A 16274-nucleotide genomic window follows, 5' to 3' on the forward strand; every position below is an offset into this window, starting at 1 on the left:
ACTCCATTGCGGACACTGACAGTGATCAGCTGCCGTCACTTGGGTCCCAGCCTAGTCCGTACGGGTGATCCGCACACCGCCTGGAGCACACCGGCATCGGCCGTCGCTCCCCTGCACTCGGTCACCGGGCGGTTTTCCGGCCGATGTGAGGTGACGGACAGAAGAAGCCTGCCGCGGTCTTGACGGTCCTGAGTGGCACACCGTCAGAATCTGTTTGGTCGCGAGCAGTTGGCAAGCTGCATCTCATCTGGAAGGTGCCGTTCGCTCCGGGCGAGCTGAAGGCGGTGGCGGGACGGCAAGGCCGTGGCCACCGATGTGCTGCGCACCGCCGGGAAGCCGCACGCCGTGCGCCTCACCGCGGACCGTAAGTCCCTTTCCGCGGACGGGCGTTCGCTGTGCTTCGTGACCGCGGAGGTGGTGGACGCGCGCGGTGTGGTGGTGCCGGGTGCCGAACATCTCCTGGCGTTCGACGTCGACGGTGGTTCGCTCGCCGGGCTCGACAATGGGCGCGAGGAGAGTGCTGAGCGCTATCAGGCGAGCACCCGTACGGCCTTCCACGGAAAGGCCCTGGCGATCGTCCGCTCCGGTACGAGGGCGGGACGGCTCACGGTGCGGGCCTGCTCGAAGGGCCTGCGGTCCGGCGCCTTCACCGTGCGCACTACGCCCGCGCGCGAGAAGGTCCTGACCCCGGCACCGGAGTTCAAGCCCGCCCCGGGCCCGGAAGCGCCGAACTATCCGGTGGCGGACGCCAGTTACTCGGGCCGCCCGGACACCCTGCCCGCCGCGATGCTCGACGGCGACCCGGCGACCCGGCGACCCGGCGACCGGCTGGTCCAATGCCTTCCACAAGGAGGCCACCGCGCTGCTGCCCGCGTTCAACGGCGCCCGCGAGGAGGACTGGGTCTCGGTCGACTGGGGACGTACCCGCACCCTGGACCGTATCGAGGTCTCCTTCACCGTCGACGCCACGCACACCCGGCCTGCCACGGTCGAGGTGGCGTACTGGGACGGGCGCCGCTATGTGCCCGCCAGGGAGGCCGAGATCGACTGGGCCACCGCGTCCGACGTGCCCACGGTCATCACCTTCGACGCCGTACGTGGCAGCCGCATCCGGCTCACCATGACGAGCCGCCACCCGGGCGAGGCCCGCGGCGCCCAGCGGATCAGCCGTCTGGAGGCCCCGCCTCGCTGACCGCGCGGGGTTCCTGCCGCTCCTCGGCCTCCGCCTCCGGATGGGCCGCGCGGTACTCCTCGGCCGTCGGCTTCGGCACCTGCGTGCCCTCGCCGTACAGACCGCGGGACAGCAGAGCCCGTAGCCGCCCCTTCGAGCCGTTCGGGTTCGGCACGCCGTTCGCGTCGTGTGCCGGGCCCGGCTCGAGCGGGCGGGGCTGCTCGTGCTGGGTCAGCGTGTGCAGTTCGGCGGGGGAGAGCGGCTGGTGCACCTCGACGAACTCGCCGTGCGGCAGTCGCTTGATGACGCCGGTCTCGCGGCCGTGCAACACCAGGTCGCGGTCCCGGCGTTGCAGGCCCAGGCAGATGCGCCGGGTGGCGATGAAGACCAGCACGGGGACGACGAACAGCGCGATCCGGGCCGCCCAGGTGACCGTGTTGATCGACAGATGGAGGCGGGTGGCCACGATGTCGTTGCCGCCGGCCGCGAGCAGGATCAGATAGACGCTGATCCAGGCCGTGCCGATGGAGGTCCGGATCGGCCGGTTGCGCGGCCGGTCCAAGAGATGGTGCTCGCGCTTGTCCCCGGTGATCCACGACTCCAGGAACGGATAGACACCGATGAAGACGAGGAGGAGCGGGAAGACGACGATCGGGATCAGCACGCCGAGGACCAGCGTATGGCCGGCCATATTGATCTCCCAGCCCGGCATGATGCGCACCAGCCCCTCGGCGAAGCCCAGATACCAGTCCGGCTGGGCTCCCGTGGACACCTGGTCGGCGCGGTAAGGCCCGTACGCCCAGACCGGGTTGATCGTGGCGATCGCCGCGATGAACGTGATCACACCGAACACCAGGAAGAAGAAACCGCCCGCCTTCGCCATGTAGACGGGCATGAACGGCGCGCCCACGACGTTCCGTTCGGTCTTCCCGGGCCCCGGGAACTGGGTGTGCTTGTGGTAGAAGACCAGGATCAGATGGGCCACCACCAAGGCCGCCATGATGCCTGGGATCACCAGGATGTGCAGCGAGTACAGGCGGGCGACGATGTCGTCTCCGGGGAACTCGCCGCCGAACAGGAAGAACGACAGATACGTCCCGACGATCGGCACGGACAGGATCGCGCCGTCCAGGAACCGCAACCCGGTGCCGGACAGCAGATCGTCCGGCAGCGAGTAGCCGAAGAGCCCCTCGAACAGGCCGAGGAACAGCAGCGTCCAGCCGAACAGCCAGTTGACCTCACGGGGTTTGCGGAACGAGCCCGTGAAGAAGTGCCGCATCATGTGCATCAGCATCCCGGCCACGAAGATCAGCGCGGCCCAGTGGTGCATCTGCCGGATCAGCAGTCCGCCCCGTACGTCGAAGCTGATGTCCAGAGTCGAGGCGTACGCCTCCGACATGCGCACGCCGTTCAGCGGGACGTAACTGCCGTGGTACGTCACCTCGTTCATCGACGGATGGAAGAACAGCGTCAGATAGACACCCGTGAGGATCAGTACGACGAAGCTCCACAGGCAGATCTCCCCGAGCAGGAACGACCAGTGGTCCGGGAACACCTTGCGCAGATACTTCCTGCCGAGGCTGTGGGTGCCGAGCCGGCCGTCGAACCAGTCGGCCACGCGCCGACCCGAGGACGCCTCGTCGGCTGCGGACCGGCGCGAGGGCGCCTTCTCGTAGGTGGTCATACGGCGTCGTCCTTGCGTACGTGCGTCAGCTTGTCGGGGTTGGTGACGATGAAGACGTCGCTGATCCGGTCGCCCTCCTGAGTGAGGTCCATGACCATCACGGCGAACGGGGACGTGCCGTCGAAGACCACCACCGAGTCATCGCCGTTGACGCGCCGGTAGGCGATGTCCAGCCGCGCCCCGCCGCCCTGCCGCGCTCCCCCCGTGATGAACCGGACGGCCTTGTCACGCCCCCGCACCGGCCTGAGCGCCCCGCGCGTCTTGCCCCCGCCGTCCGTCCACACCGTGACGTCCGGCGCGAGGATCTCCATCAGCGCACCGATGTCACCGCCGAGCGCGGCCTCGACGAACCGCTCGGTCGCCTCCCTGCGCACCCGCGGATGCGCCTCGTACAGCGGGCGCCGGGCGTGCACATGCTGCCGGGCGCGGTGCGCCAGTTGACGTACGGCGGCGGGGCTGCGGTCGAGGACCTCGGCGACCTCGGTATGGGCGTAGCCGAACACCTCGCCCAGGACGAACACCGCCCGCTCCAGCGGGGTCAGCGACTCCAGCACCACCAGCATCGCCATCGACACGGACTCGGCGCGCACGGCCGGGTCCGCGGCGTCCGGGGGCGGCCCGTCCGTGGCCCGGGCGACGAGCGGCTCGGGCAGCCAGGGGCCTACGTATGTCTCGCGTCGTCGGCTGATCACGTCCCGCCGCTTCAGCGCGTGGTTCACCGCGACGCGGACGAGATACGCGCGCGGGTTGCCGATCTCCTTGTGCGGTGCCCGGCTGCGGCTGCCGGACCAGGACAGCCAGGTCTCCTGCAATACGTCCTCGGTGTCGGCGACACTGCCGAGCATGTTGTAGACGATCGCGAACAGCAGCTCGCGGTGCTCCATGAACAGACGGGTCGCCGTGTTCAGGGCCTCGTCGATCCCCGCCTGCGGTGCCGGACTTCTGGACATGCCTGTGCCTCCCGGTGCGCGCCTCACTACTGCGAGGGCTCCGGGGGCCCGGAGTGTGACATCGGACGCGGGGGAGTGACGTACGTCTCAGACCGTACGAGCGTGGGGTGCCGTTGCCGAAGCTGCTCGGTACCGTCGTACGTGCCACTTGACCTGCGGCTATTTACGATCCAGTACCCGCGCGGTACCGTGAGGGGCATGCCAGCTCTCAACGTGGAATTCAGCGAGCGCGAGCTCGAGGATCTGCGGCAGATCGCCAAGGAGCGCGGAACGTCGATGAAGGCCCTGGTACGCGAGGCGGCCGCGGCCGACATCGTGCGGCACCGCGCGTTGCAGGAAGGCGCGGACGTGTTCCGTCAGTTCTTCGCGGCGCACGCCGACGAGTTCGCCGCCGCCTTCCCCGAGGACGAACCGACCGGCAAGGGCGCGGGGCGGGCCGCCTGAGCCATGGCCGCCTCTGTCATCCATATCGACGTGCCGTGGCTGCTCCAGCGCCACGAAGAGGTCCTGCCCGACCAGCCCACGGTGAACGACTTCTCCGCGCTCGTGGCCGCCGTGGCCCGGCACCGCGTGGACCCGCCGCGGCTCGGCGTGGACTCGGACCCGGCCTGGCGCGCTGCCGCGCTGCTGCACACCCTGGCCATGCTCAAGCCGCTGCCGTCCGCCAACGCCCGCTTCGCCTGCGCGACGGCGGTGTCGTACATGTTCGTCAGCGGCGTCGGCATCGACCCGCCCTACGGGGCTCTCGTCGACCTCGCGCGTGACCTGATGTCCGGCAAGGCGGATGTGTTCGGGGCGGCCGATCGTTTGCGCTCCTGGCAGATCTGAAGTTGCACCTGATTTTCAAAAGCCGGGCGGGCGGGGCGACTTGAGTGACCCGCTTGACTTTCCTTCAGAGGTCGGATGTTGCGCAAGTCGCGCAAGTGGCTTGTTGGCTGTGAGGGATTTGTGCAAGGGTGAACTTCCCAGTACATGGTTAATGGCCGGGTCTGATTCGATGCTCGAGTTTTAGTTCTGCCGGTTTTGCTCAAGAGGCGTCGGCCGGCGGCCCGACCGAGTCACCCGCCGGTCACTTTCCATGCACCAAGCCAGAAAGGTATGCACCAACCAGGAGCACCTTTTCGGCGGTCAGAACTTCTGTGTGCCACCTTGTGCCTTGGAAGGACCCCGCTCAGTGCACACCCCCCACCCGCCTCGTCCCACATACCCCCCGCACCCCGGCCTCACCGTTACCGGGGGTGCAGCCCCCGCTCCGGGGGAGTCGGACGAGAGCCTCGCCGCTCTCCTGCGTGCGCAGCCGGAGGGCGAACTCGCCCAGTCCGTCGCACTGCTGATGGCGCGGCACTGGCAGCCGGCGTACGACTACGCGGTCATCTGCCTGGCCACCTCGGCGAGTGTCTCCTCGATGGTCACCGCGGCCGCCTTCCAGCAGGTCCTCGACCGGCTCAAACGCGCCGAGTCCGCGGCCGCGCTGCGCCCCCACCTGCTGGTGACCGTACGGGACACGGTCCGGGCCTGGTCCGCGGCGGACCGCATATCCGGCGTTCTGCCGGAACTCCGGAAACCCGCCGGAGGCCGTGGTATGCGTGCCACGAAGTCGTTGACGCCGGAAAATCGCAAGCTTGCCGAACGTTCTTTCCAGGCGCTCCCGGGGCTCGCCCAGTGCGTGCTGTGGCACACCGAGGTCGAGGCGGAGAACATATCCGTACCAGCTGGTCTGTTGGGTATGGATCCCGACACCGCGTCCGCCGCTCTGGACCAGGCACGGGAGCAATTCCGCCAGGGCTGCGTACGCGCCCACCGCGAACTCGCGCCGAACAAGGATTGCCGCTACTACAACCGTCTCCTGGACGTCCCGATTCGGCGCGGCGGCACCTTGCTCCCCGATGTCCAGCAGCATCTGCTGGAGTGCCGCTTCTGCCGTTACGCGGCCGAGCAGCTCAGCCATTTCGAAGGCGGCCAGGGCGGTCTCGGCGTACTGCTGGCCGAATCGGTGCTCGGCTGGGGCGCCCGCCGCTATCTCGACTCCCGCCCGGGGCGCGGCCAGTCCGGATCGCGGCCGAGCCGTTCCGCCGGCAGACGGCAGGGCGGCGGCCGTCATCGCGGGCGCGTGCTGCCCCAGTTCCCCATCGGGCCCGGGGGCCGAAGGGCCGCGCAGGGCCCGGGGAACTCGAAGGCCCTGCTCACCGGGGCGGGCGTACTCTCCGGGGCGCTGCTGGCGACCGTACTGATCACCATCCTGTGGCCGCAGGACGACGGCGGTGACCCCTCCGCCTCCGGCACTCCAGGCCCCGGCCAGAGCGCAACTCCCGGTCCGCAGGCGCCGCCCGCCGGTTCGACGTCCCCGCCTCCCTCGGTGCCCACGCCTCCTGTGGAGACCCGGCTGCGCAATGTCGCCGCGGATCTCTGCCTGGACATCAAGGGGGGCAAGGCGCGGTCCGGTGCCTCGCTCAAGCTGGACGCGTGCTCCTCCGCCGGGACCCAAGAGTGGTCCTACGAGGAGGACGGGCTGCTGCGCAGTGTCGCGAACCCCGATCTGTGCGTGGATTCCCACGTCGACGCCGGCGTGGTCGTCCTGGGTAGCTGCGCCTCCGCGGGCTCCAAGCGGGGCGATGACGTCCGCTACGACCTCACGGTGCAGGGGGAGTTGCTGCCGCGCTGGCAGGAAGACCTCGCGGTCGCCCCCGCCGCCAAGGACGAGAACTCGGACGTGGTCGTCAAGATCCGCGACAGGTCGGACGAGCAGCGCTGGCGCGCGGACGGCAGCAAGTCCTCGGCCAGCCCGGAGTCCCTCTCGGTGGCGGAACCGGTGAGCGACTCGGACTGAGGGCTCCGCCCGGCCGGGCGGCTCAGGGGGCCTCGTACGCTTCCCGCCCGGCCAACTCCGGTCAGCTCTCCGTCTGTTCGTCGTGCGGCGTGTCCTCCGGCTCGGCTGTGCCGTCCTCGGTGTCGTCGGCGTCCGGGCCCTGTGCGCGGACTCGCTGGACGTGTTCCAGGGAGTCCCGCAGTTCCGTGAGCCAGTCGTCCGCGTGGCGCTCGACGAGGCGTACGCACCAGGCGAGCGCGTCACTGCGGCTGCGGGCGACTCCGGCGGCGATCAGGGTGTCCAGAACCTGACGCTGGGGCTGCCGCAGCCGCGTCATGACGGGGGCGGCGACATGCGTGAACAGGGCGCGCTCGCCCCCGCACTCCACGCCCCACGACACCTTCTTCCGGAAGCGGTGCTCGGCCTCGCGGGCCACCGCGACCCGGTCGTCGCGGGTGCGCTCCCGGAACTCCTGGATACGGGACTTGACGGCCGCCGCCCTCTCGGCCTCCGAGGCCGCCTCGGCGAGCCGAGGCTCGGCTATGCGGCCGATGACCGTGATCTCCTCGCGGTCGACCGTCACCTCACTGAGGCTCTCGAAGAGATCGTCGGGCAGTCGGCCGGCGAACCAGCCGCGCAGTTTCTCGTGCTGCTCCGTTGTAATCATGTAATGAGCCTTACGCTGATACTCGGCGAAGGCAAGGGTTCCGCTTCTGCCGGAAGCGGAATGTTTCCGGCCTATTGCTGAGCGGTGCGAATCCGGCCAGAGCGCCTCTTCCGCGCGACGGAACCCGCTCAGATACGGGCTCGGTGTGCTCAAGATCCGTCACTTCACGCCACTGATTCAACACGCAACGTTACTGAAATGTGTGGGGCGGACGTGTGTTTCCGCCGCGGACTCGGCAGACTCGCGCTCGCCGGTTCGCCACAGAGGAACCGGCGACCAACCGTTCCGGAACGCAAACGATCCGGAACGCCACCCAAGCGGAAGGATGCACACAATGCCGAACACCGCGCGCTGGGCAGCGACCCTCACCCTGACGGCCACCGCCGTCTGCGGCCCCCTCGCCGGAGCCGCCCACGCCGCCCCCGAGCCCGCTACCTCGTCCACCCTCTATGCCCCTTCGGCCCTCGTGCTCACCGTGGCCCGCGGCGAGAGCGCGACCACTATCAGCCCGGACCGCGCCGTCACCCTGACTTGCGAGCCGACCGCCTCGGGCACGCACCCGGCCGCGGCCCGGGCCTGCGCCGAACTGCGCGCGTCCGGCGGGGACTTCGAGACCCTGGCCGGCAGAGGCGGGGGCGTGTGCACCCGCGAGTACCGGCCCGTGGTCGTCACCGTCGACGGCGTCTGGCAGGGCCGTCGTATCTCCTACGAGCGCACGTTTGCGAACGAGTGCGTGAAGAACAGCTCCCAGGGGAGAGCCGTCTTCGCGTTCTGAGAGACCGGGATCGCCGCGGCGCCCGCGAACCTCGACCCGGGGCCCGTAGCTGGGGAGTGCGTGCCCTGTCGTGGACGCCACGCGATCTCACCCGGGGGTCGGCAAGGACGGAGTGGGGCCGTCCTGCCGACCCCCGGCATCTGCGTATCTGGATCTACTCATCTCCTGCCTGAGACGCTTTCAGGAACCAGCGAAGGTAGGAGCGCAAGCCGTCCCAAGCCCCAACACTCAGCTGTGTCAGAACTGTTGACCCCGTGGGAGCACGGACGGACACCCGCGTCACTCCTGAGGGCAAGGTCCTGATCCGCTTTCCGGACGGCACTCAGGAGGAAGTTCCGCGAGCGGCGGGAAGCGGCTGAGGAGCCCCGAGACGCGCAACAGCCGGTGGATGAGGGGCTGATGGGAGACGAGGCGCAGGCTGCCGCCGCGCTCCTTCGCCCGCCGCTCGGCCCGGCACAGCACCCGCAGCCCTGAGCAGTCGAGGAAGTCGACGCAGCGCAGGTCCACCAGGACCTGCGGCTCGGAACGGGCCGTCGCGGCGTCCAGATGCTCGGTCAGGGCGTCCACCGCCGCCATGTCGATCTCGCCCCGCACCACGACCACGGTGAACTCACCGCTCAGCCGGCTCTGGGCATACGCGTTCACCGGGGGGAGACCGGGGTAGTGCGCCGTACTGCCCTCGGGCGGTGCGGCGGTGCGGTCTTCGGCTTCCGGCGGCATGTTGGCTCCACCTCGTGCAGGGGAGGGGGCACTTGATCTGGGCCAATACCCGGGTTGGCCGGTAACCATCCCGGCCACCCCGACCGTAAGATCCAATCTCACACGAACTGATGAATCTCGTGCGTGACCATTGACTCTGCGGGTCAGGTTACAGGTGTCACACGGATCACCCCTCCCGACGGAACGCGCTTAATGCATATGATGTGCAGGTGCGTAGAGACGGCATTAAGACGGCAACCCCCGACGACCTGGACGGCGCGCGGTCCGTCATGCTCGACACCGTCTACCGCGACTTCGGCACCGGGTACGTACCGCGCTGGCACCGCGACATCGTCGATCTCGAACAGGCCTATGTCGTGCCCGCCCGGCACACCCTCCTGGTCGCGGTCGACGAGCGGGACGGCACGGTCGTCGCGACCGGCGCACTCGACTCCCGCGGACCCGCGCATCCGCCCAACCCACGCCATCTCGCCGAGCGTTACCCCTCGGGGGAGACCGCCCAACTGCGCCGGGTGTACGTACGCCCCGAGCACCGGAGGCGTGGCCTGGCCGGACAGTTGGTCGACGAGCTGCTGAACTTCGCGGCGGCGGACGGCGGTTACCGCGCCGTCTATCTGCACACCGATCCGGCGGTGCCCGGCGCCGAGGCGTTCTGGCGCTCACGCGGCAAGGCGGTGCTCGACGAGCGCGAGGAACCCGGCGGCGGCAAGAACGTCCTGCACTTCGAGGTCCCGCTGCTCTGACGGACCCGCCCTTCACGCCCACCGGCCGCCCCGCCAAGCCCCACCAGGAATGAGACCATGCGCTCCCCGTCCCGCCGCCGGTACCTCGCCGGTCTGCTGCTCGCCCCGCTGATCACCGGCTGCTTCGCCTCCGGCGGCGGGGAGGAGTCCGAGACCTCGGGCGGCTCCCGGCTGCGGGTCGCGCTCGCCTTCCCGCCCGCCGAGAACTACTCCCCGTACGGCGCCGACGCCACCCTCCTCACCCGTCTCGGCGTCACCGAGGGGCTGACCCGCCTCGACGCCAACGGCACGGCGATTCCGGCGCTCGCCGAGTCGTGGAGCCGTGAGAACGACCGGAGCTGGCTGTTCACCCTGCGCGAGGCCGCCTTCCAGGACGGCACCGAGGTCACCCCGAAGGCCGTCGCCGCCTCCCTCACCCACGCCACCCGGGCGAAGCCCGTGACCGCCGCGCTGTCCGGGGTCGAGCTGACCGCCGAGGCCGCGGACGGCGGACGGGTCCGGGTGACCACCGCCGACCCCGATCCCGTACTGCCGCTGCGGCTGTCGAGCCCCGGTCTGGTCATGCTGTCGGCGAAGGCGTACGCGAAGAAGGACGGCGTCAGTCCGGTCGGCACCGCCACCGGGCCCTTCGAGCTCACCAAGGTCACCGGCACCACCGCGGCCACCCTGGACCGCTTCGACGACTACTGGGGCGGCCGGGCGCACGCCTCCGGGATCGACGCGAAGTACATCGCCGACGGCACGGCCCGTACGAACGCATTGCGCACCGGTGAGACCGACATCGCCGAGGCCGTCCCGGTCTCGCAGGCCGCTTCGCTGGACAAGGCGACCCGCCGCGATACAGCCACCACCCGCACCACGAGCCTGCTGCTCAACACCAAGTCCGGTCCCTTCAAGGACGCGAAGATACGGGCCGCCGCACGCGAGGCGATCGACACCTCCGCCTTCGCCAAGGGCGTGTACGAGGGGTACGCCGACTCCGGCGTTGGGATCTACGGGCCCGCCCTGAACTGGGCGGCGGACAAGCGCGTGAAGCCCACCGGCCGGGCCAAGGCGCAGGGTGCGGACGGGACTTCGGTCACCGTGGCGACGTACGACAACCGGCCCGAACTGCCCGAGGCCGCCCAGGTGCTCAAGCAGCAGCTCGAAAAGGCCGGATTCAAGGTCGAGTTGGAGGTGCGCGAGTACTCACGGCTCGAAAGCGACGCGCTGGACGGGAAGTTCGACGCGGTGCTCTCCGCGCGCAACACCATGCTCGACACCGGCGACCCCGTCTCCATCCTCGCCAGCGACTACACCTGCGACGGCAGCTACAACCTGGCGCTGCTGTGCGACAAGACGGTCGACAAGGCCGTCGCCGCCGCGGAGTCGATCAGCGACACGGCCGACCGGCAGGACGCGTCGATGGCCGCGGAGGCTGCGGTCCTCGGCACCGACGCGGTCGTGCCGCTCGTCCATCAGCGCATCATCACCGGCGTCGGCGCCGAGGTGAGCGGTGTGCAGCTCGACCCGTACGAGCGTGCTCTCGTCGGGGCCGGGACACGGCGCTGACGGGCGGCGGGGGACGTGACAGTCGTACGGGGGCTCGGGCCGCCGCTGTGGCGTGCCGTACTCGCCGGTGCGCTGCTGTGCGGGGTCGGGCTGCTGCCGTGGCTGTCGCGCACCGATCCGGCGCTCACCGTGCTCAAGGCGCGGTCCGCGGAACGCGACCCCACCCCCGAGGCACTGGAGGCGATTCGCGCCCAACTCGGCCTGGACGCAGGTCCGTTGGAGCTCCTCGGTAGATGGCTCAGTGGGCTGGTGCGCGGTGACGCGGGCCGGTCGTGGATCTCCGGAGCGGAGGTCACGCCGTCGGTTCTGCAGGCGCTCGGGGTGTCGCTGCTGCTGATGGCCGGGGCGCTGGCCGTCGCGGTGGTCACGGCGGGTGCTGTGTGCGCGCGGACGCTGAGGCTGGGGGCGCGGCGAGAACTCGCCGGGCGTCCGTCGGCAGGTACCGGCTCGGCGTTCCTGTCCACGCTGCCCGACTTCTTGACCGCGTCCGTGCTGGCCGCCGTCGTCGGCGTACAACTCGGCTGGCTGCCCGCGCTCGGCTGGTACGGGCCCCGGTGGATGGTGCTGCCCGCGCTGTCGCTGGGCCTGCCCGCGGGCGCGCTGCTCGGGCGGCTGCTCGACGACATGCTGCCGGGAGCCTTCGCTGAACCCTGGGCGCTGGCGGCCGCCGCCCGCGGAGTCCCCGGCCGGAGCATCGCCCGGCAGGCACTGCGCCGCTGTGTGCCCGGACTGCTGCCGAACATCGGCCTGTTCGTCGTCGGCCTGACCGGCGGCGCGGTCGCGGTGGAGCAGATCTTCGACATCCCCGGGCTCGGACGGCTGAGCCTGCAGGCCGCGGTGGCGCAGGACCTGCCCGTACTCCAGGCCGGAACCCTCGCCCTGGTCCTGCTCGCCGCGGCAGCCGGGGGCCTCGCCCGGCTCGCGGCACGGCTGCTCGTCGGACCGGCCCTGCGCGACGGCGCGCTCTCCTCGCTGCACCGCCCGACGCCGTCCCGGCCCACGGCCCTGCCCCTCCTCTACGGTGGGCTGCTGCTCGCCGTCATCGCGCTCGGTCTGACCCGGAACCCGCTGGAGCTGGACACCACGGCGCGGCTCCAATCGCCTTCCTGGGTGCACCCGTTCGGCACGGATGCACTGGGCCGCGACGTCCTGGCCCGGGTCGGGCACGGCGCGCTGGACACGCTGGCCCTGGCTCTCGCGGTGAGCGCGGCGGCGCTGGTGGTGGGTGTCGTACTGGGGCTGCTGCCGCGCTTCTCCGGACCGCTGCTCGACACGGTCAACGCCGTACCGCCGGTCCTCGCGGGACTCCTGGTCGCCGCGATCGCGGGCAGCGGCACCACGACCCCGGCCTTCGCCGTGACCGCCGTCGCCTGGGCGCCGTTGGCCGCCCACACCTCTGCGCTGCTCCAACAGGAGCGCGCCACCACGCACTTGACTGCGACCAGAGGCCTCGGCGCGGGCCCTGTCTACCTCCTCCGCCGCGAACTCCTCCCCGCCGTCCTGCCCCCGGTCACCCGCCACGCCCTTCTGCGCCTGCCGGGCGTGGCCCTCGCCCTCGCGGCCCTCGGCTTCCTCGGCCTGGGTGCCCAACCGCCGTCCCCCGAATGGGGATTGCTCCTCGCCGAGAACCAGCCGTACGCCGAGCGCGCCCCGTGGGCCGTCCTGGCCCCGGCCGCCGTGCTCGCCCTGCTGGGGGCGGTGGCGGTGACGGCCGGAGGAGGGGTGCGGTGGCCCTGGGGACCGCGACGCCGACTCCGACGTTTCGCGAAGCCCGTCGCCGCACAGCTGCCGACCACACTCGCCGTCCCCCGCTCCGCGCCCGCTGCCAAGCAGCCCGCCACCACCGCAACCAAGGAGTCCCCATGACCCGGCAGCCCGCCAACGAGACCAAGGAGGCGGACTCGCAGACCAGTGCGGCGACCGAGGCTTCGCGACACCGCATCTGGAGCCGCCTGAACCCTCAGCCGCGCCTGCGTACCTGGAGCCGGCTGAACCCCCTCCTGCGCCTGCTGATCCTCACCCAACTCGCCTTCAACATTGGCTTCTACGCCGTTCTGCCGTTCCTCGCCGAGCACCTGGGCACCGCGATCGGCATGGCGGGCTGGATGGTCGGACTCGTCCTGGGCCTGCGGACCTTCAGCCAGCAGGGCCTGTTCGTGGTGGGCGGCGCGCTGGCCGACCGCTACGGCGTACGGCCCGTCGTGCTCGCGGGCTGTGTCCTGCGTATCGCCGGGTTCGTCTGGCTCGGGTACGCGGACCGGACCTGGGCGGTCCTCGGGGCCGTGCTGCTGATCGGGTTCGCCGCGGCGTTGTTCTCGCCGGCCGTCGAGTCGGAGGTCGCCCGTCAGGCCGTGGTGTGGGAGGAGGCGGGCGGCGGCCCTCGTACGAACGTGCTCGCGCTGTTCACCGTGGCCGGGCAGGCCGGCGCGTTCGTCGGGCCGTTCCTGGGTGCGCTGCTGCTCGGGGTGGACTTCCGGGTGGCGTGCCTGGCGGGAGCGGGCGTGTTCGTCCTCGTCCTGGCCGGGCATCTGTGGCTGTTGCCCCAGCACATCCCGGGGCGGAAGCGGGTCGCCGTCAAGGGCGGGGCCCGTGTGCTCGTACGCAACCGGCGTTTCCTGGCGCTGTGTGGTGCGTACGGCGCCTACCTGCTGGCGTACAACCAGCTGTATCTGATCCTCCCCGACGAGGTGGAGCGGGCGACGGGTTCGCAGGCGCCGTTGGCGTGGCTGTTCGCGCTGTCCTCGCTGCTCGTCGTGACCGCCCAACTGCCCGTCACCCGCTGGGCCGGGGACCGGCTCGACCTGCGCCGCTCCATGGCCGCGGGGCTGCTGCTGATCGCCGCCGGGTTCGCGGTGGTGGCCGCGGCACGGCCCGCCGCGTGGACCGGGAACGCCGGTCTGCTGCCTGCGGCGGGCTTCGTCGTACTGCTCACGCTCGGCCAGATGCTCGTCCTGCCCGCCGCCCGCGCCTGGGTGCCGGATCTCGCCGAGGACGGGCGCCTCGGCCTCTACATGGGCGCCCTGTCCTCCGTCTCCGGCCTGATCGTCCTGATCGGCAGCGCGGGCACCGGCTCACTGCTCGACTTGGGCCTGCCGCCCGCCGTGCCCTGGCTGGTCCTTGCCGTGATCCCCGTCGCGTCCATCGCGCTGCTGCCTCGCCGCCCCCGGCCGGTCACCGGCCAGTAGGCAGCAGCCGGTCAGTAGCCGGTCAGTAGCCGACCTGGAAGGTCGCGTCGGCCCGTTCGGTCGCCGTCGAGACGGGGTCGATCCGCAGGACGTAGCCCGAGTGCCTGATGTAGCGCGTCGGGAAGTTGTGCGAGCGGAACGAGGCCCAGGTGGAGTCGGCCAGGCCCGCGGTCCGGTGGAACGTCGCGTCCTGTGCGAATGCCGCCGTGCCGTCGTTCACGTCGAGGCGCAGGTTGTAGCTGTAGTGCCGCAGGTAGCGGGTGGGGTGGCTGACGGACTGGAAGGAGACACCCGCTGAGTCCGCCAGGCCCGGCACCAGCTTCCACTGGGAGTCGGCGTACGGGTCGATCGGGTACGGGTCGATCCTGCCGACGTAACCGCTGTGCCGGACGTAACGGGCCGGGTAGTTGTACGACTTGAGCCGGTTCCAGGCCGGTGCCCCGTAGCGCGCGACGAGGTTGTCGTACTCGGCTCCCGTGATCGCCGCGATCGTGCCGTGCTTGGAGTTGAGGGGTTGCGTGTAGAGCCGTTGGTCGACGGGAGTCCACGTACCGGAGGCCAGGTTGCTCGTCTGCCAGGCGTAGAAGACACCGTTGGGCGTATAGGTGTCGCCCCACAGGCACCAGGTGCTGGACGTGTGGGACTTGACCAGGATCGGGGCCTCGGTGCCGCCGTGCGCGACCGGCGTACTGAACTTGGTGAAGCTGCCGGGGTCGAGGGAGGTGGACCGCGCCCCCACCAGCGTCTGGTTCTCCTTGTAGTAGAGGTAGTTGACGCCGTTCACGCCCACGGCCAGGTTGCCGTCGATGACGTCGTACCCGGGGTCGAAGAACACCTGTGGGTTGGCGGTCGTCCGGAAGTCGGTCGTGTAGCTGACCATGATCACGTTGTGGCCGCTGCTGTTCACCGAGGAGTAGAGGATCCCGTACCGGCCGCGTGAGGCGTCCCAGTACGCCTCCGGCGCCCAGCTGTGGGTGTTGGCCATGTCGTGCAGCTTCAGCAGTCGGTAGCCGGTGAGAGCGCGCAGGTCGGTGGAGTCCCAGACGTGGATGTTGACGCTGGTGCGGTTCCAGTCGGTGCCCTGGAGGTCGGTCGCCAGGACGACGAAGGTGCCGTCCTGCTTGCGCATGATGAACGGGTCGCGCAGGCCGAGAGCGCCTTGGGTGGGGGTCGCCACCGGGTTGTTCTGGTTGAGCGGCAGCCACTGGAGGCCGTCGGTGCTGACGGCGAGATGGAGACCGTAGTTGGTGCCCGCGCCGAGGTTGGTCGACTCGGTGAAATAGCCCATCACGTACGACGGCCCGGTCGCCGCGCTCGCGCTCCCGGCGCCGAGGCTGAGAGCGCCGGTCATGGCCACCGGGACGGTGGCGGCCATGCCGAGGAGGAGCCGGCGGGAGGGCCCGCCCGCGTCCGAGGGTCTGTTCACGTCAGGCTCCATTTCAGGGAGGTGTGGTCGAAATATCGAACATGGATCGACAATCCGAACGAGCGAGCGCGCTGAACGTAGAGCCGTGCGAGGGGGAAGTCAACGGATGTGGCAGGGGTGGCTCTGTTGTGGCCCCGCATGCTGTTTCGATCTCGGGCCACCCGCTCTGGACCATATATGCCTTGACTGGCATATGACTGTAGAGGCATATTGAATCCATGTCCGATGCGTCCCTGTGGACCGCGCTCGCCGACCCGCACCGGCGGGTCATCGTCGGTCTGCTGCTGGAGCGTCCGCGGCCCGTCGGTGAGATCGTCGACGCCTGCGGTCTGAGTCAGCCCAGTACGTCCAAGCACCTCAAGGTGCTGCGCGAGGCGGGCCTGGTGCGCGTACGGCAGGACGCGCAGCGCCGGGTCTACACCCTCGATCCGGCGCCGATCGCGGAACTGGACGCCTGGCTGGCGCCGTACCGCAAGCTGTGGAACGACAGCCTCGACGCGCTCGGGCGCCGCCTGGACGAGACGGCGGCGACAGCGGCGACGGGGGAGTCGTCGGACGAGGACAACCGAGCCCCCGACCCGAAGGACTGAGTCACC

At 70.3% G+C, this 16274-nt stretch carries 14 protein-coding genes and 1 pseudogene; 10 read left to right on the forward strand and 5 right to left on the reverse strand.

What is annotated here, in order from left to right; all coding sequences use genetic code 11:
* Window positions 1-224: 224 nt before the first annotated feature.
* Window positions 225-1192, forward strand: a pseudogene (locus OHT21_RS41560) (discoidin domain-containing protein); the annotation flags it as partial.
* On the opposite strand, the gene qcrB reads toward OHT21_RS41560, so the two are convergent.
* On the reverse strand, window positions 1164-2855 hold the full coding sequence (qcrB, locus tag OHT21_RS41565) for a cytochrome bc1 complex cytochrome b subunit (protein WP_328773409.1): 1692 nt from the start codon (window positions 2853-2855) through the stop codon (window positions 1164-1166). The pseudogene OHT21_RS41560 and the gene qcrB overlap by 29 nt on opposite strands.
* A complete protein-coding gene (gene sigJ, locus OHT21_RS41570; RefSeq protein WP_328773410.1) occupies window positions 2852-3805 on the reverse strand; it encodes an RNA polymerase sigma factor SigJ in 954 nt (317 codons plus the stop codon). The genes qcrB and sigJ overlap by 4 nt, the downstream gene beginning before the upstream one ends.
* 198 nt (window positions 3806-4003) lie before the next feature.
* Between sigJ and OHT21_RS41575 the strand changes: the two genes are divergently transcribed.
* From OHT21_RS41575 to OHT21_RS41585, 3 genes are all read left to right on the forward strand, one after another.
* Complete coding sequence (locus OHT21_RS41575; RefSeq protein WP_328773411.1) at window positions 4004-4249, forward strand: hypothetical protein; 246 nt, start codon at window positions 4004-4006, stop codon at window positions 4247-4249.
* A gap of 3 nt (window positions 4250-4252) precedes the next feature.
* Window positions 4253-4633, forward strand: a complete 381-nt coding sequence (locus OHT21_RS41580) for a toxin Doc (RefSeq protein WP_165345136.1) — start codon at window positions 4253-4255, stop codon at window positions 4631-4633.
* 346 nt (window positions 4634-4979) lie between these two features.
* Window positions 4980-6632, forward strand: coding sequence for an RICIN domain-containing protein (locus OHT21_RS41585; protein WP_328773412.1), 1653 nt, complete (start codon window positions 4980-4982; stop codon window positions 6630-6632).
* A 61-nt stretch (window positions 6633-6693) separates the two neighbouring features.
* Here the strand turns inward: OHT21_RS41585 and OHT21_RS41590 are convergent, their stop codons facing one another.
* Window positions 6694-7278, reverse strand: coding sequence for a hypothetical protein (locus OHT21_RS41590; RefSeq protein ID WP_328773413.1), 585 nt, complete (start codon window positions 7276-7278; stop codon window positions 6694-6696).
* Between the two features lie 334 nt (window positions 7279-7612).
* Between OHT21_RS41590 and OHT21_RS41595 the strand changes: the two genes are divergently transcribed.
* The gene (locus OHT21_RS41595; RefSeq protein ID WP_328773414.1) at window positions 7613-8053 is read left to right on the forward strand and encodes a protease inhibitor; all 441 of its coding nucleotides are present in this window, start codon (window positions 7613-7615) and stop codon (window positions 8051-8053) included.
* A 279-nt stretch (window positions 8054-8332) separates the two neighbouring features.
* On the opposite strand, the gene OHT21_RS41600 is transcribed toward OHT21_RS41595, so the two are convergent.
* The gene (locus OHT21_RS41600; RefSeq protein ID WP_328773415.1) at window positions 8333-8773 is read right to left on the reverse strand and encodes an STAS domain-containing protein; all 441 of its coding nucleotides are present in this window, start codon (window positions 8771-8773) and stop codon (window positions 8333-8335) included.
* Window positions 8774-9042: 269 nt separating this feature from the next.
* Here OHT21_RS41600 and OHT21_RS41605 point away from each other — a divergent pair, with 269 nt between their 5' ends.
* Genes OHT21_RS41605 through OHT21_RS41620 form a run of 4 tightly spaced genes read left to right on the forward strand, consistent with a single transcriptional unit; the run spans window position 9043 to window position 14252 of the window.
* Window positions 9043-9516, forward strand: coding sequence for a GNAT family N-acetyltransferase (locus OHT21_RS41605; protein ID WP_443050697.1), 474 nt, complete (start codon window positions 9043-9045; stop codon window positions 9514-9516).
* A gap of 57 nt (window positions 9517-9573) precedes the next feature.
* Complete coding sequence (locus tag OHT21_RS41610) at window positions 9574-11067, forward strand: ABC transporter substrate-binding protein (protein WP_328773417.1); 1494 nt, start codon at window positions 9574-9576, stop codon at window positions 11065-11067.
* A gap of 15 nt (window positions 11068-11082) precedes the next feature.
* A complete protein-coding gene (locus tag OHT21_RS41615; RefSeq protein ID WP_328773418.1) occupies window positions 11083-12933 on the forward strand; it encodes an ABC transporter permease subunit in 1851 nt (616 codons plus the stop codon).
* On the forward strand, window positions 12930-14252 hold the full coding sequence (locus OHT21_RS41620; RefSeq protein ID WP_328773419.1) for an MDR family MFS transporter: 1323 nt from the start codon (window positions 12930-12932) through the stop codon (window positions 14250-14252). Before OHT21_RS41615 ends, OHT21_RS41620 begins: the two co-directional genes overlap by 4 nt.
* A gap of 22 nt (window positions 14253-14274) precedes the next feature.
* On the opposite strand, the gene OHT21_RS41625 is transcribed toward OHT21_RS41620, so the two are convergent.
* Window positions 14275-15690, reverse strand: coding sequence for a glycoside hydrolase family 43 protein (locus tag OHT21_RS41625; protein WP_328773420.1), 1416 nt, complete (start codon window positions 15688-15690; stop codon window positions 14275-14277).
* A 206-nt stretch (window positions 15691-15896) separates the two neighbouring features.
* Between OHT21_RS41625 and OHT21_RS41630 the strand changes: the two genes are divergently transcribed.
* Complete coding sequence (locus OHT21_RS41630) at window positions 15897-16268, forward strand: ArsR/SmtB family transcription factor (RefSeq protein WP_328773421.1); 372 nt, start codon at window positions 15897-15899, stop codon at window positions 16266-16268.
* Window positions 16269-16274: the final 6 nt, after the last annotated feature.

Source organism: Streptomyces sp. NBC_00286 (assembly GCF_036173125.1).
Classification (GTDB): Bacteria; Actinomycetota; Actinomycetes; order Streptomycetales; family Streptomycetaceae; genus Streptomyces.